This window comes from Rhodococcus sp. WS1 (assembly GCF_003797745.1).
Lineage (GTDB): Bacteria > Actinomycetota > Actinomycetes > Mycobacteriales > Mycobacteriaceae > Rhodococcus_F > Rhodococcus_F erythropolis.
Genome location: NZ_RKLZ01000001.1, coordinates 2,679,145 through 2,695,120 on the forward strand (window position 1 = coordinate 2,679,145; position 15,976 = coordinate 2,695,120).

Below are 15,976 nucleotides of genomic sequence, written 5' to 3' on the forward strand. Positions count from 1 at the left end.
CGCAATGTCGTCAACCACTTCTCCACCACCGATAACGCCACCACCGACAACGCCGCCACAGACAACGAAGTCGCCATCCACCACCGCAGTGGTGGCTGTTCTGGCGTTTTCCGGCATCGTCGTCTCGCTCATGCAGACGCTGGTCATCCCGATCATCCCGCATCTGCCCGAGTACCTGAACGCGCCGGCGTCCGATACCGCGTGGGCTGTGACCGCCACGCTGCTCGCCGCCGCCGTCGCCGTCCCGACCATGGGCCGCTTGGGCGACATGTTCGGCAAACGGCGTCTACTCCTGATCAGCATGGCGCTGTTGGTAACCGGTTCGGTGGTCGGAGCACTCAGTTCAAGCGTTATCCCCCTCGTTGCCGGCCGAATCCTGCAAGGCCTTGCTGCCGGTGTCATTCCGCTGGGTATCAGTGTGATGCGCGACGTGCTTCCACCCAAGAAGCTCGCCGGCGCTGTTGCGATGATGAGCGCTTCGCTGGGAGTCGGTGGCGCTCTGGGGCTTCCGATCGCGGCTTTGATCGCCGAGTACGCCGACTGGCACGTCCTGTTCTGGGCGTCAGCCGTGCTCGGCGCGCTTGCGGCCGTTCTTGTTGTCGTCCTGGTCCCCGAATCGGCGGTTCGCACAGGAGGCACGTTCGATTTCGGCGGAGCAATCTCACTCTCAGCCGCCCTCATCGCTCTTCTACTCGCAATTTCCAAGGGTGGCGACTGGGGTTGGACGAGCACGCTCACGCTTTCCCTGTTCGGCGCCGCGATCCTGATATTCGGATTCTGGGCATGGTGGGAACTACGCACCCCCAAGCCGCTGGTGGATCTACGCGTATCCATCCGCCGCCAGGTGCTCTTCACCAACCTCGCATCCATCGTGTTCGGATTCGCGATGTTCGCCGCCAGCATGGTCTTTCCCCAGGTAGTCCAGCTGCCTGAAATCACTGGTTACGGCCTCGGCGGTTCGATGCTCACCGCAGGTCTGGTCATGGCTCCCTCCGGCATCATCATGATGCTGATCTCTCCGCTGTCCTCACGCATCACCAATTCGCACGGCCCCAAGGTGACGCTCATGCTCGGCGCCATTGTGGTCGCAATCGGTTACGGCATCGGCATTTTCGCCATGCACTCGATTTGGGAACTGATCGTGATCGCAGTAATCATCGGCGCCGGTACCGGTATGGCTTACGGCGCAATGCCCGCTCTCATCATGGGGGCTGTTCCTCCGTCCGAGACCGGAGCGGCCAACAGCTTCAACACTCTGATGCGCTCCCTCGGTACATCATTCGCCAGCGCCATCGCGGGTGTCGTCATCGCCCAGATGACCATGTCCGTCGGTGGGGCAACGCTGCCGTCGGAGAACGCTTTCCGCGTCGTCATGGCCCTCGCTGCCGGATCCGCCGTCATCGCACTCGTCCTGGCCGGTTTCCTCCCTCGGTTCAACGGCTCGAACTCCCGCAAGGAGATTGGTAGCCAGCACACCGATACGTCCCCGACCACGTCGAAGGAATCCGTCCCGACGCACTGAGCAAGTGCGCAACACACACAGCACGGCCCCGGCGGAGTCCAACTCCGCCGGGGCCGACGCGTTTCACACATTTTGCGGTTGATACACCTGCAGACGACCGTTTCGTGACATGCTCCGTTGAGATGGGTGCTCGTTCGATACTCGGGGAAAGGATGCCGCGATCGCCGCTCCTCGTGCTGACGTCGCCCTTGCCGTCGCCGCTGCTGCCGTCCTGGGCATAGGCGTCGGTGTTCTTCTTGCCGATGTCGTCGCCGGCCTGGCTGCAGGTGCCGGTGCTGCAGTGGTATTTCGGTTTGCACTTCGGATGATCAATACCCGAAAGTGAGCGTTTGCCGAGGGTCCTACTTCAGGACACGGATCGCCGAGCCCGGAAGGATTCCGCTCGACGGCGGGTAGATCGACGTTGCGCCGTTGAAGAACATGTGAGCGGGAGTCGTGGATACCGGCAGCAGGTCGATGTCGTTGAACAACGCGCGCTCACTTTCCTCCCAGACCTTGCAGGACTCGTCACCGGGAAGAAGCGAAGCCTCAGTGGACAATTCGATGTACTTCTTGTTGTCCAGGGAAGCGAAGTTCACTCCTTCAGGTTTGGGCGGGCCGGTGAAGTACTTCGCAAAGATGCTCGGCGTATCACTCCCCAGCGTCAAACCGATGGAAACGTCCCACGACGACAGGTCGGTGGTGCTGAATGTGTTGGCAATGACGAAACTGTAGTCGCCGCCAGTCAGTTTCACCTTCGCGCCCAGTCCTTCCCACTGTGTTGCTACGTATTCCGCGGCGGCAGAGTTTGTATCGCGTGAGTTGTTGAAAATTACGTTGAGGGCAAGCGGTCGACCGTCCTTCGTCAGGAGGCCGTCGGGACCCGCCTTCCAACCTGCGTCGGACAGCGTTTTCTTTGCTGCATCGACGTCGAAATCGGGGATCGTCCCTTCGACACTGTTGTAGTCGCAGGCAAGGGGTTCCGAAACCGCGAGGGCGCGTGCACGGGTTCCTTTACCGCCGGTGGTGATCTCGGTGTAGTCGTCCAGGTCTACTGCCTGCACGAGGGCCTGCCGTACAGCACGGTCTGCCGTGGGTAGGGCCGCGAAATGATTGAAGATGAACTCGCCGGACAACGTGGTGTAGGTCTTCGAATCCAGACCCGCTGCCAAGACTCGTTCCTCGTCCGAACCGGTCACCGCCGCGGCATTCACTCCACCGGTGAGAACAAGATTCGCCGTCGTACTCGGATCGGTGACAATCTTGATCGTCACTGTCTTCGGCACCCCGAGAGTGTCGGAAGTGGTCTCACCGTTCGGACTCCAGGTGTAACCGTCGCGGCGTTCCATCGTGATGTGATCGTTGGGAACAACTTCGGTGACCTTGAACAGACCCGTTCCGTTGCTACTCGAACGGATGCTGGCCGGGTCTTCGAGCGTCGCAGCGCACGGAAGCCGCATCGAGCCTATTCGGGAGAGCAAGAAGGGTGCAGGTTCGGCTGTAGTGACCGTCAGTTCGTCACCGTCCGCGGACGCGACCGTCGACGACGGCACGGTGGATCCTCTTAGCGGTGAAGCGTTTTCAGGGTCCATGACCCAGTTGATGTCATCGGCCGCGGTCTGTGCGGTGAAGGAAGTGCCGTCGGCACAAGTGACGCCCTTCTTGAGCACGAACTTCAGCGTGTTTCCTTCTTCACGCCAACTCTCCGCCAGATACGGACGCACCGTGCGGGTTTGCGCATCGATGTCGATCAACGAATCGTACGAGTACGCGTTCACGATCTGAGTCGACGTAAGGTTGGTGATCAGAGGGTGCAGATTTCCGGGATCGGCGTTGATGACAGTCGTGAAACTGCCGTCCTTTGCATACTCACCGACCGAACCTTCGGGGCCGGATGCGCCGCCACACCCGGCCAGAGTGAATACGCCAACGCTGATAACTGCTGTCGCGGAGACAGAACGGGCTTTCATACGAGCCGCCATCTACTAGGAGTTGCCATGGCGACAATCGTGCGGGACTGACGTGGTCTGTATCTCGTTGAAGTTCCCCATACAGTCGGCCGTACTCTGTTCGATTGTCACTATCGACCGGGCAATCGCAGGCGCTAAGTGCGACGCCATCGTTGACGACTAAGTACGACGCTGCCGTTGACGGTGATTCGCGACGTTGATTCGGTTGCCGCACAACGCCGGCATGCAGTAGCGGCGTCGCCCTCCCCGGCTTGTATCGACAAACACCCCGTTGCACGTCGGCGACGCGCATGGGCGGAATCGTTCGTACCCCAATGTGCGCAGAGTCCCCAGCAACGAGTAGCCGATCAACAACGCAAGCTCACCCGTGAGATCGATTCTTCTGTCCGGTACCGCATTCCATCGATAGTCGTACTGGGCATCAGGCACGAGTCGAACGTGATGCGGGACAGTCTGCAGGAGTTGATCAGTGCGATCAACGAGCTCATCAGAAGTCGGAGCATCGAGAATCGAACGAATCTCCTCTCTGAGTGCCTGCACGTCGGCAAGTTCACCGCTGGTAAGCCGACGCCCGTTGCGGAGCGCATCCGGCGAGAGTCCATGTTCATCCAGTAGATCGTGAAGCGCCTGGGGGTCAGCCAACGCGTCACCTGCCTCCACCCAGACCCGGGGCGAGGTGTTGACCAGGTCGGTCGCGAACGACGCACCGACGACGTAATCGTCTAAAACTACTTGCATCCCTTACCGCCCTGCCTTACCGTAATTGAATAACCCAACTTTACACCTTACGGAGGCAGCGGGATGGAACATTGCGCAGACCACAGACTGCCCGAGATACTCCGAGACACTCATCACCGATTGCGCCGCGCCGGCACCGTGGCATCGGAGACGCCTGTCGTCGCTGCCGATCTCTACTGGTCGATCGGCGCGCTCGCCCAGTGCCTGACCGCGATGGACGAGGTCATTTCACAACTTGGAATCAATGCCCGAAAGCAGTTGCGAGCTGGAAAGTTCGACGTCCAGAGCGGACCGTTCGAAGGAGAGCCCGACGCCGCCTTACTCACCGCAGTTCTTGCGCTCGCCAGAGCATCGAGTAGTTGCGAACCGGTTCAGGCGGCAATCGGCAACGCTCAGATCGCGGTGAGCGATCTCGTCGTCGCGAGGACTACCAGCGCCTGACACTCGGGCGGGTCACCCGCCCCAGTAGAGACTGTATGGTTGGTTTTCGGCATCCGCCGAGAGCGTCGAACAGCAGGGACCGGGTTTTCACTGTGAGTACAGGGACATCAACGATCTACGAGGACAGGACCGTCCGAATCGACGATCAGGGCGTCACGATCCGCCACTATTACTTCCCGTTTGTCAGCAAGTTCGTTCCGTACTCACAGATCGAATCCGTCGACCTCGGAGTCATGTCATGGCTGAGTGGACGCTTACGAATTTGGGGAACAACAGATTTCAGCTCGTGGTACAGCCTGGATCTTTCACGCCCGTGGAAGGAGACCGCGGTGGTACTCACCCTCGCCGGCCGCGGAGCGCCTTCATTCAGCCCCAAGGACGCAGATCGCGTCGAGACCGAAATCCGCAGTCGCATCGGATCGCACGCCGCGAACTGACTAGCGAAACTCGGATTCGACGGTAACGATGTCACTCCAGTCGGTTCGACCGAACAACCGCGCCAGTGCAGTGAACAGAACGTCCGGGTCGATGACGCTCTCGGCTGAGTGCACACCGACCGGATCCCGAATCGTTCCGTCGGCCAGCCGGGACACCACCTGAGCAAGGCCGAGCGCCAAGGGGATTCCGGTTGCACCGGCCATGTCCGACAGTAACTCCGATACCGGTGAATCGTCAGCGATCCGTGCCACGACGCGCATCTCTCGACCTTCGCGCACCCCGGTCGCCGAGGCGAAAAACAACGGCAAGGATCCATGACCGGCACGCGTGAGCATTCGAGGCGCAGCACGGATCATCCGCCGGAGCGAGGGCTTGCCCAATTCTTCAGCAGCCGAGTCGAGATCGATTCTCCCCTTGTCGATATCTGAGCGGAGAACGTCGAGAAACGCCACGGTTTCCGGTGTGATCACCATCAGATTTGCCGAATGCCCTGCAGGATTGATGGTCCGATGAAACATCACCGGCTCCGGATGCCCGACCACGTAAGCGTTCCCCCGACGTCCGCCGGGCAGTTCGAGTGCGATGGAACGCAACGGTTCTTCGTTGACGATTCGCCCCGCACGAACCACTGGAACCGTGCCGCTGATCTGCTGCATCCAGTGAACGGCCGCTGCACTCAGTGTGTCTACCGACTCGTCCTCGCCCTCGACATCAACCGGCCAGGCTGTGTACAGATCGTCGACCACGTCCAATCGCGAGACTGCCATCGCGGCCAGGAGGTTACTCATCCCGGGACTTGCGCCCATGCCGACTACCGCACAGATTCCGGCTTCCCTGGCAGCACAGTCCAATTCCAGCATGTCGACGGCAGGTTCCCAGTCGTCGCAGAAGTCGAGATAGTGCGTCTCGGTCTCGATCGCTGCCTGGAGAACGCCGACACCGAAACGGAAGAACGGGCCGACGGTATTGATGATGACGTCTGCGTCATCCAACAATTCACGTAGCGTGCGACCGTCCGTGACGTCGATGCTGCGCGCCTCGACTTGCGCTGACGCCTGCGCCAGTTCAACTGAAAGACGCTTCGCAGCATCGATATCGCGATCCGCGACTACTCCTTGCCGATTCCCGGCAATGTTGCAGCAAGACGAACTGCTGCCGAGCCCATGGCACCGGCACCGCCCAGTGCGACAACCGTGACTCCGTCAGCCATGAATTCCCTCCAAAAATGCAGTCTGATCCGCTAGATAACCGGAAGCGAAGATAGAACGGGGAGCAAGGACGGCCACCAGAGCCGACATCACTTCCGAGTCTTCGAGGTCCTTCTCCACAATCGAGTGAGTGGCGTCGGGATACTTCTTGACCACCAGTTGCCCTGGCGAGTCAAGTAATTCGCGGTACACCCTTTCGGTATCGGCCACGTCGACGTTGACGTCTTGTCCGCCGATGATCAAGAGCACCGGAACCCTCACGGATTCGAGATCGGCTCGCGCATCCGATCGGTAGTTCTTTCGAATGAAGTTCCACCGGTCTTCGGTGAGACCGTCGGCCTCGCCGGAGGCCACGAGATCGTCGTACGATGCATCACGGGCCAACTGATCCAAGTTCTTCGCACGATCGACCCGCGCTTTCTCGAACTCGTCGGCCGACGCATTTCTCTCGGAAAGTTCGGCTAGGGTATTGAATTCGCCTTGTTGGAGCCAGTTGATCGCGGGACCCACGGCAATGACGAACGCTACGTCCGGGTCGAGGTTCACCACCTTGGGCATCACCCACCCTGCCTGGCTTGCACCCCACAGACCGATACGAGACGGATCGATATCCGAACGTCCCCGCGCCCACTCGATTGCCGCTTCCGTTTCTGCCGCGCGATCGTCCATGCTCTGGTCGAGCCAATTGCCCGGTGCCCCATTCACCCCCGGCTTGTCCCAGGAGAGTGACGCGTACCCCGCCTTTGCGAACGCCTCCCACACCGGTCGATAGAACGTCTCATGTGTTGCATCGACCGGGCCGTCTCCGTGGACGAAAACCACGAGCCCGAAGGGACCGTCACCGTGTTCGGGCAGTGCAAGGACTCCCTGGAGCGGCACCGATCCCCCGGTGATCGTCACTTTTTCCTCACGGATGTCATAGGTGTTCTGGTACAGCGTCCAGCCCACCAGAGTCGCGATCAGAACAACGACCACCGCCAGGGAAGTAACCATCCACCTGCGTAAACGAGGCTTACTTTTGCCCTCGCTCATCGATTCCGCTGCCATCTTCCCGCCCTAACGTACGAATTTGAAACGATCGTATTGCATTCGATAGTACAGTTGTGGGCGAAGATGTCGAGAAGCGAGGAAAGGACATGGCGATGACCGACAGGGACGTCGATGTACCCACGAGGATCTTGATCGAGGGACTACTGCGCACGGACGGAACTGTCGACGGACGCACCCTTTATGCCACCGCCGACGCCCTCGACAAAACTGATCAACAGGTTCGGCTGTGTATCAAGCGGTTGGTCACCGAGGGGAAGTTCACTCAGGAAGGTCGCGGGCGGCAGGCCACGCTACGAGCAACGCCGAAAGCCGTGCGCGAGATGGAACCCGACGTCGAATTCGTTCGGCTGGCCTATCAACAAGACCGCGACACTGTGACACCGTGGGACGGGTATTGGCACCTGGCCGGATTCGCAATTCCGGAGTCGTCACGGAAAGCGCGAGATGCGCTGCGCACCAGGGTCGTTTACCTCGGCGGCGCGCTCGTCCAGGGCGGTCTGTACGTCTCGCCGCACGCCTGGGAACCGTATATTCGCGATGCGGCCGCCGAACTCGACGTCGAACAGCACCTGTCTTCTCTCACCACTCGCGATTTGAAAGTGGGCATGCTCGAAGACCCCGTGGAAATTGCCGCGCAGTTGTGGCCACTGGACCAGATCGCTGACGGATACGAACGGCTACTCGACGTAGCGACCGCACGCCTGCGCAAACTGCAGAACAGTCCGGGTACCGATGCTGTCACGATGACCATCGAACTCGCGGCGGAATTCACGCGAGCCATGGAACCGGATCCGCTGTTGCCACCGGAACTACTGCCCACCAACTGGATCGGCACGAGGGCTCGGTCGATCACTGCGCAATGCTGGACGCTTCTGGCACAGGTGGACGGTGCCGACGACTTACCGTCGCTGTTCCACCTGTACTCAGATGCAATCGGTGACGATCAGGACGCGAGCGTGCGCTGACGGGGCGGCAGTCCGAAACGCCCGAGAACCTCGTCGACTGCGGTGGACGGTGTGACAAGTCCGCGATCCTGAAGCCACGGAATGGTGCTGTCCACCAGATGCTCGAGCGTGCGAGGCAATGCTAGAGGCAGCAACGTAACGCCGTCGGCGACCTCGGCAGCTCGGATATCGGCGATCAAACTGCCGAGACCGGAAGGCGTTCCGACGTAGTGAAGCGAAACGGGAACCCGCGGCGCCGTCAACGCGCTGTCCAACTGTGCAAGCTCTTTACGGGCGGAGCGAGCTTCCGGCGCGATCAGAATCTCGAGATCGACCAGTACTGCGACGCTGTCGGGATCGCGCCCTTCTTCGGCGACAGCAGCGCGTATCCGTGCACGTTCGAGCTGTGCCTCACGCAGGTCCGCAGCGCGAATCCGAACCACATTGGTAGGGAATGAAGCTAAATCGAGAGCCTTTTCGCCCTCGGTGAGGTCCACCCAGTAGTCGCCGCCGATGATGGGCAGGTTGCCGGGTGCGCCCTCAGCTGCCGGATGGTGACCGGATCCGGTCAACTCGACCGCTACGTGCAGAGAATGCGAAGCGCGTGAAGACATGTGAGACCTCCGAAAATCAGAAAAGTATGGGATGAGCGAGACGAATCGTCAGCTCGAACACATTCCTGACGAGGTGCGGCACAGATCGACATGGCGACGGCACCACTGACCGAGAGTGATGCTCACTCTCGAAGGGGTGGCGGGGAAATCCGCTGGTGCCATGGCTGCCATGCTAGTTGTCCGTTCGAGTTTTCGGGGACCGAGCTCAGCTCAGACGCACTCGGCTGCGCCGGCGTTGTCGTCTGCGGCTCCGAGGAAGGGGCGGGTCTCGGGCACGGGGTTCCACGCACCGGCAGTCTTGGCGTAGTTCCAATCACGCTGATTCGAAACCAGGATGTTCACGGCGTCTACCAACCGCGTCACGTCGTCCGAGCTGCTACCGAGGCCGAGGCTGGCGCGAACTGCACCGCCGGAGAGGCCGAGGCGTGCGAGAACCGGGTGTGCGCAGAAGCGACCGTCGCGAACTCCGATGCCGTGCTCGGCGGAGAGGAATGCGGCGATTTCGCCCGCTTCGAATCCGTCGACGGTGAAGGTGACGATTCCGACGGCGTCCGGTGCGTCATTCCACAGTCGCACGAGCGAGACGCCATCGATGGCGGACAATCCGTCGGTGAGCTGGGCCGTGAGTGCCTTCTCGTGCTCGGCGATGACGTCGAAGTCCAGCGCGTGCAGGGTTTCGCATGCGGTCGCGATGGCTGCCGCACCGAGAACGTTGGGGGAACCTGCCTCGTGGCGGGCAGGCGCGCAGGCCCACTCCGTGGACTCGATGGTCACCTCACGCACGGCGCCGCCGCCGGCGAGGTACGGCTGAGCTTCGTCGAGCCAGTCACGGCGTCCGACCAGAACACCCGCGCCGAAGGGCGCATAGAGCTTGTGACCGGAGAAAGCGATGTAGTCGACCCCGCATTCCTGCAGGTCGATGCGACGGTGAGGAGCCAGCTGAGCTGCGTCGACGAGGATACGTGCGCCGCAACGATGAGCGATGTCAGCCAAGCGTGCAATCGGCAGGATCTCGCCGGTCACGTTGGAGGCACCGGTGATTGCGAGCAGCGCTGCAGGCTTGGTGCACAGTTCACCGATCAGACGCTCGATCGTCTCTTCGATGGTGTCTGCAGCGGTGACGATACGAGCGTCGTTCCACGGCAACAGGTTTGCGTGATGCTCGACATCGAGGACGACGGTGCTGCCGGGGACGCACTGCGCAAGCAGGTTCAGCGAATCGGTGGTGTTCCGGGTGAAGACGACAACCTGATCGTCGGCACAGTTCACGAAACGAGCAACGGATTCACGAGCGTTCTCGTAGGTGAGCGTGGAGATCCGAGACGCGTAGCCGGCACCGCGGTGGACGCTGGCGTATGTCGGCAGCAACTCGGCGATACGGTCGGTGACCTGGGCCAATGCCGGCGCACTCGCGGCGTAGTCGAAGTTGGCGTAGGAGCATTCGCCGCCCTGAACCAATGGAACCTGCAGGTCAGCACCCGAAACCTTGGCAATCGCGGTGGTGCGGCAGGTGTCGGCACTCAATACAGCAGTCATCGAAGACAATCCTCACGTTCAAGGACTCGTTCGTCGGGTGATGGCCCCGGAAGAGTCCGCGCTTGCCGCATTCGTTTTCGAACGCAGCCGGGTCGTCACCCGGAGCACCCCACCGCGGAGGAGGGTTGCCGACCAGCAAGCCGGGGCTGAACACTGGTACTCGTGACCTGGCAACGAGGATGGCAGGAACCTCCCGTGCTTGTCAAGACGAAGCCGCGAAGATCTCCGTCAGGGCGCGATGGTCCGGCAAGCAAGGTGGAGCGCGAGTCTCGTTTCCGGATCTGCGAGATCCACCGAGAGAAGGCGCTGAATTCTATCGATCCGACTCGATACGGTGTTGCGGTGCAAGCCCATTCGGGTTGCGGTGTGAGCCAGAGACGATTCTTCGTCGAGGTACGTCGACAGAGTCTCGAGCAACTCTCCATTCGAATCGCGTAGCGGCGCGAGCAGTGCCGCGGCTGCGGGCTGAAACGTGTCGGTTCGCGTCCACGCCAGCAGCAACTGCGCCAGACCCAGGCGGTCCACGTGCAGGAAGCGGCCTGTCTGCGACCTCGAACCCGCGAGCCGAGCGGCATCCCCGGCCTCAGACAGGGACGCACCGATTCCAGCCGGACCGTCGTGTGCGCGTCCCACACCGACCCAGGTCTCCATCGTGGGTTCCAACCTCGCCTGAGCTGCACGGATACTCTCGGCGATCCTGGTGATCGACTCCGGTCGCGGCTCGCCCGGCAGAGTGGTCCACGCTGCCCAGCCGTCAGCCTGTTCCACGACATTGGCGTCGATTCCCTCGGCGGCGAGGGCGTCTGCGACCTCACTGCGCCTGGCCACCAGGTCGACCTCACCGACCGCCAGGACTTTGATGCCGATATGCCATCCGTCCAGTGCCCAACCCGCGTCGAGTGCGCGCCGGAGCAGTCCGGGTGTGGCGTCTGCTGACGTGTCGATCAGTTCACCGAGTAACGCGCTACGCCGGCGCGCTTCACGCTCGTCGACCATGCGTGCAACGGCCAGTCGGTGCCCGGCAGCCAACGAGGCCACGTCGAGAACCACTGAGAGAGAAGCCTCTTCGACGCTTTGACGCACCGGGAGCAGCACCGCCAGCCAGGGCTCTCGGGCTGCGCCGGACATCACCGGGCACGCAATCAGGACCCCGCCGGAGTCCAATTCAACAGTGGTGGGTGCCCCGCGGCCCGACAACATACCGGCGGCTGCTCGATCAGTGTCGGACAACAAATCGGCGCCGGTCAGCGGGCGTCCGGACGCGTCCAGGAGGATGAACGAACGCTGAAATGTGTTCAGCAGCACCGACAGAAGATTCTCGACGCTTCCGCCGGCCCGCTGGCCCGCGTGTGTCGCCCGCAGTACAGCGTCGGCCATCACCGCCCGCGAATTCGAGAGAAGATCACGAAGATCCACGCTGAACTGCCACGGGTCGGATACTCCGAGCACCACCAGTCCGAGGCGATCGGCAAGCAACGAGAGATTCGCATCCTCCGCCGCAGTGCTGTGTACCGCGAGCACCCGGCAGCCGGTCGCCGCCGTGCGTCGAAGGAGAGCGTCGAATCTCCACTCCCCGACGTCGATTCGATCGAGAATCACCAGAACTGATCCTGCACCCGCCGCACCCGACACGGCCTCGGCTGACTGTGCCGATTCCCCGGTGAGCGCTCCCACTGTCGTCACGACGGGATCACCTTCGCCGGCAAGTCGATACAACCCGACAAAGATCGGGTTGTTCAGCAACGCCGACACACTCGCGCTCATTGCGCCTCCATCAGCACTGCGTCATGGTCGATGCCGAAGGCCCGCGGGCCGACAACTTTCAACCTGCTCACATCTTCCGCCCACCACTGAGGGCCGGGCAGAACCAACACGGCCACGTCTTGCCCCTGGTGCACTGATTCGCACGAGACGAAGGCACCGGTCCGGACGTCGAGCAACGTCACGATGTCCGGACATGTCGCAATCATCTCGCCGTCCGACGCGACGGTCAGGAACTCACTTTCGAATTCGACTCGTATCACCGCAGAATCGTGTTCGAGAATCACGTTGCCCCGACGATCGCCGGCGTTCGGGCGACTACGACGCACCGCACGCACCCGGCCTGTCCCCATTACTCGCCCCCCGGAGCTTTCGGCGATCTCCCGCCAACTGCCGAGGGTCCCGACGTGCTGACCCAGTTCATATGCTCGGGACAGAGTTCCCGGAATGCACGCCTCCTGCACAGTCCGCGCATCGATCGACGCGATCGCCAGAGCGCCCCAACCGCTGGTTCTCCCGATCAACGACCGCACTGCTACCTCGGCGCCCAGCACATCCACTCCGTCGACGACGGTAATGAGGCCGCCGGGCTGGGCGAGAGTGACCGGGCACAATTCCAACCCGGCTGCGGCGAGAGAGAAGTGATCGAGCCGAGGCATCGCTCGACCGAGCAGGTCCGCGTCGACCACGGGAATCCCCAACGCCAACGCCGCCGCAATGCCGGAGAGAGCGTTGAGTCCACCGCCTTCGAAAGTCATCACCGCGGTCGGACGTTTACCAGTCCACCGCGTCAAAGCTGCTGCAGTGTCGGCAAACTCATGCCCGGAGGGCAGTTGCTCTTCCAAAGCCAGGGCCGATCCGACGATTCCCACCGGCATGATCATCGCCCCGGACGGCAACTGGTCCGGCGCGATGACTTCTACCGACGTTGACGTCATCAGTGGACGCAGCATTTCCACGAACAGGCGTGGATCGCCGCCCCCACCGCAGCCCAAGACCACCGCCCCCGCTGCGATCGCGTCGAGGTCGGCCTCCCGGACCGCGTGCAGCCTGCTCACGGCTCGCTATTCTGCCAGTACAGGTTGCTCGAGTGTCTCCACCGGCAGGAACGGGCGATCGAGTCCGAAGCTTGCCGGGCCGAAGACCGCCAGTGCCTCCGGTGTTCTCATGATCGGCGGAGTCGCGATCCCGATGACCGCAACTCGCTGCCCGTACCGCAATCCCTCGGTGGTGATGGGCTCGGCAGTGTCGGCCTCGACGATGCAGATAAGGTCTGGCACGATCGCCACCATTACTCCGGATTGCACGGCGATCAGATTTTCGTTCTGGAATTGAACTTCCAGCTCTTCGTCTCCGACGCCGGCGATCCGCACCGAACCTCGAGCGAACCCCTCATCGGTTCGCCGGTCGACATCGATCACCTTGCCGTGAAAGAGAACTCGCCCGTATCCGTAAAGCGTGTCGGAGAGACCGTCCACCAGCGCCTGAACCGGGTCCACCCGCTGCTCACGTGAAAGCCTGATGGACCGACCGATGGCCAAGGCCAACGACAGAGTCCGTGGGATCGCCGTCCGCTTCACATCTGCACCCGTCATCGAGTACTGCGCGATATGCGCCATCCCACCGAACCTCGACGTCACCCCGCGAGCGAGGCCCTCCAATCTGCTGTTGTCGCTGCCGGTGTCGAAGATCGCCACCTCGTCGTGCTCGTTCGCCATGGCGAGCGGACTCGCCGAAATCCCGTACACCGAGAAGGTTTCCATCTCGAGCTGAGGAAAGGCTCGTCCCATCCCGTCGGCGTCGACAACCGGCAGTCCGCGCCGCGCTGCCACCAGCAACGGAATCATCGAATTGATCCCGCCGCACTCCATCGGCATCGTGGCATCTGCAGTTCGCCCCGTGTGCTTCTCCAATGTGATCAGCGCCAGCTCGGGTTCGGTTCCGCGCGGCATCTTCTCGACCACGACGGTCGGTGCACCCATCTGCGCGACGGGGATCACCCACGCGTCGTCGTCGAGCTCCGCCGGATCCAGAATCGTGATTTCACCGGCTTCCCCGAGCGCCTGCGTGACCAACATCTTGCCGACGAACGGATCTCCCCCGCCGCCGGTCCCCAACAAAGCTGCGCCCCTGGCGAGGTCGTCGAGGTCTGCCGTTCGTAGTGTCCAACTCATCGTGAGCCTTCCTGACCGGTGGAGACCAGACCACTGTGCAGTGCCAAGTCACCGACCGCCTTCACTCGAATACGTGTTGCGTTGCCCGGCAGATACGGAATCGGGACCTCGTCGAACTCCACGATCTGCACCGACTCGGGCCGTGCGCCTGCTGCGACTGCCCGATCGATCGCCTCCTGGCGAGCGTCGTCGGCAAGAATCTGCCTGCGCCCGTCCCGTACCGCTTCGACTCGATCTACCTCACCACTGACCTGCGCGATCGCAGCGCCGATCGCATTGGCAACGTCGAAGCGCTCAGGACGAATCACCGTTCCCAGGCCGGGAAGTTCGTGCTCCAGCAAAACCGATCCCCCGCCAACCGCCACAACGGGAAGTGGATCCGACGTGGTCCGCATCTGTTCCACGGCGTCGGCGACCCGGCGCGAGATCCGGTCGAGTGCCGTCGACACCAGACCGCGGTCGAGGTGCGCCACCGCACTGCGATCTCCGACGTCGGCCAAGCCTGCCGCGACGGCTATGTCGGTGGCCGTCAACGTGTCACCGCCGAATACGAGTGCCCGTGAACCCAATTCGTATCCCACAGATTCGGGTCCGACTGTGAGTCCGTCCGCATCCACCAGCGAACCACCACCGATACCGATCGAGAAGACGTCCGGCATACGGAAATTGGTCCGTACCCCGGCGACCGTCACCTCCGTGGTGGCTTCTCTGGGGAAACCGTTGGTCAGTACGCCCACGTCGGTAGTGGTGCCCCCGATGTCGATCACCGCACAGCTGGCCAGACCGGACAGAACAGCGGCGCCTCGCATGGAGTTGGTCGGTCCCGACGCGAAAGTCGCCACCGGATAACGCCTTGCGTACTCGATGTCCATCAAGGTTCCGTCGTTCTGGCTCAGATACAGCGGTGCGGCGATGCCGTGCTCGACCAAAGAACTGGCAAGACCGTCGACGATGTGATCGGCAAGCTCGCGCAGCGCAGCGTTGATGATGGTCGCGTTCTCCCGCTGGAGTAGACCCACTCGACCGATCTCGTGAGAGAGCGAAATTGCGACGCCCGGACCGAGTTCCTCACGCACGATCTCCGCTGCCGCCGCTTCGCATTCGAGATTGACCGGAGAGAACACCGACGATATTGCGACCGAACGAGTACCGCTGCGAGCCATGTCGGCGGCATGGCGACGAATCTCGTCGGGATCCAGCGGTGAGATACGACGACCGTCGAACTCGTGCCCACCGTGAGCGAGGTAGTGCCTTCCTTGCACAGCGGAGACCAGGTCTCGCGGCCACCCCACCATCGGCGGAAGCGCTGCGGTCGCCGGAAGCCCCAATCGCAGAGCCGCTGTTGGTGCAAGTCCTCGCTGCTCGATGAGAGCGTTGAGAAAGTGCGTCGTGCCGATCATCACTGCTTGAACAGCGCTGGGAGAGAACGAGTACTGCTGCTGCAGCGCCGTCAGAGCTCCGCCGATTCCGCCGGTGATGTCCTTGCTGGTCGAGTGTTTGACATGCCCGATGACGGTGGTCCCGTCCATCAGGACCGCATCGGTGTTTGTACCACCGACGTCGATTCCGATTCGCATCGCGAACTCCCTTCTACAGTGTTT

General features: G+C 62.0%; 13 protein-coding genes, 1 pseudogene and 1 riboswitch. Of the genes and pseudogenes, 4 read left to right on the forward strand and 10 right to left on the reverse strand.

Going from position 1 to position 15,976, the window contains the following annotated elements; genetic code table 11:
• The first annotated feature begins 4 nt into the window (after positions 1–4).
• Positions 5–1,522 (forward strand): MFS transporter, encoded by a 1,518-nt coding sequence (locus tag EEB12_RS12360; RefSeq protein ID WP_258537486.1) that lies wholly within the window; start codon positions 5–7, stop codon positions 1,520–1,522.
• A gap of 341 nt (positions 1,523–1,863) precedes the next feature.
• Here the strand turns inward: EEB12_RS12360 and EEB12_RS12365 are convergent, their stop codons facing one another.
• Positions 1,864–3,471: an ABC transporter substrate-binding protein gene (locus tag EEB12_RS12365; protein WP_046377864.1), complete on the reverse strand. Its 1,608-nt coding sequence runs from the start codon at positions 3,469–3,471 to the stop codon at positions 1,864–1,866.
• A gap of 159 nt (positions 3,472–3,630) precedes the next feature.
• Positions 3,631–4,209: a CGNR zinc finger domain-containing protein gene (locus tag EEB12_RS12370; protein ID WP_046377863.1), complete on the reverse strand. Its 579-nt coding sequence runs from the start codon at positions 4,207–4,209 to the stop codon at positions 3,631–3,633.
• 63 nt (positions 4,210–4,272) lie between these two features.
• On the opposite strand from EEB12_RS12370, the gene EEB12_RS12375 reads away from it, so the two are divergent.
• Complete coding sequence (locus tag EEB12_RS12375; protein WP_003941183.1) at positions 4,273–4,650, forward strand: hypothetical protein; 378 nt, start codon at positions 4,273–4,275, stop codon at positions 4,648–4,650.
• A gap of 92 nt (positions 4,651–4,742) precedes the next feature.
• A complete protein-coding gene (locus EEB12_RS12380; RefSeq protein ID WP_019746690.1) occupies positions 4,743–5,087 on the forward strand; it encodes a hypothetical protein in 345 nt (114 codons plus the stop codon).
• On the opposite strand, the pseudogene EEB12_RS12385 reads toward EEB12_RS12380, so the two are convergent.
• Both EEB12_RS12385 and EEB12_RS12390 read right to left on the reverse strand, forming a co-directional pair.
• Positions 5,088–6,298: pseudogene (locus tag EEB12_RS12385) on the reverse strand (saccharopine dehydrogenase family protein).
• Positions 6,291–7,289: an alpha/beta hydrolase family protein gene (locus tag EEB12_RS12390; RefSeq protein ID WP_181447631.1), complete on the reverse strand. Its 999-nt coding sequence runs from the start codon at positions 7,287–7,289 to the stop codon at positions 6,291–6,293. The pseudogene EEB12_RS12385 and the gene EEB12_RS12390 overlap by 8 nt, the downstream one beginning before the upstream one ends.
• A 143-nt stretch (positions 7,290–7,432) precedes the next feature.
• Between EEB12_RS12390 and EEB12_RS12395 the strand changes: the two genes are divergently transcribed.
• The gene (locus EEB12_RS12395) at positions 7,433–8,311 is read left to right on the forward strand and encodes a PaaX family transcriptional regulator C-terminal domain-containing protein (protein WP_220095794.1); all 879 of its coding nucleotides are present in this window, start codon (positions 7,433–7,435) and stop codon (positions 8,309–8,311) included.
• Here EEB12_RS12395 and EEB12_RS12400 read toward each other — a convergent pair.
• From EEB12_RS12400 to EEB12_RS12425, 6 genes are all read right to left on the reverse strand, one after another.
• Positions 8,290–8,904, reverse strand: a complete 615-nt coding sequence (locus tag EEB12_RS12400; RefSeq protein ID WP_020906017.1) for a hypothetical protein — start codon at positions 8,902–8,904, stop codon at positions 8,290–8,292. The genes EEB12_RS12395 and EEB12_RS12400 overlap by 22 nt on opposite strands.
• A 210-nt stretch (positions 8,905–9,114) precedes the next feature.
• Positions 9,115–10,440 (reverse strand): aminotransferase class V-fold PLP-dependent enzyme, encoded by a 1,326-nt coding sequence (locus EEB12_RS12405; protein ID WP_141487839.1) that lies wholly within the window; start codon positions 10,438–10,440, stop codon positions 9,115–9,117.
• A 53-nt stretch (positions 10,441–10,493) separates the two neighbouring features.
• Positions 10,494–10,608, reverse strand: a riboswitch (SAM riboswitch).
• A gap of 60 nt (positions 10,609–10,668) precedes the next feature.
• Positions 10,669–12,204: a PucR family transcriptional regulator gene (locus EEB12_RS12410; RefSeq protein ID WP_141487840.1), complete on the reverse strand. Its 1,536-nt coding sequence runs from the start codon at positions 12,202–12,204 to the stop codon at positions 10,669–10,671.
• A complete protein-coding gene (locus EEB12_RS12415) occupies positions 12,201–13,259 on the reverse strand; it encodes a DUF917 domain-containing protein (protein WP_020906014.1) in 1,059 nt (352 codons plus the stop codon). The genes EEB12_RS12410 and EEB12_RS12415 overlap by 4 nt, the downstream gene beginning before the upstream one ends.
• 6 nt (positions 13,260–13,265) lie before the next feature.
• Positions 13,266–14,375: a DUF917 domain-containing protein gene (locus tag EEB12_RS12420; RefSeq protein WP_047889584.1), complete on the reverse strand. Its 1,110-nt coding sequence runs from the start codon at positions 14,373–14,375 to the stop codon at positions 13,266–13,268.
• A complete protein-coding gene (locus EEB12_RS12425; RefSeq protein WP_019746681.1) occupies positions 14,372–15,952 on the reverse strand; it encodes a hydantoinase/oxoprolinase N-terminal domain-containing protein in 1,581 nt (526 codons plus the stop codon). The genes EEB12_RS12420 and EEB12_RS12425 overlap by 4 nt, the downstream gene beginning before the upstream one ends.
• Between the last annotated feature and the right edge of the window lie 24 nt (positions 15,953–15,976).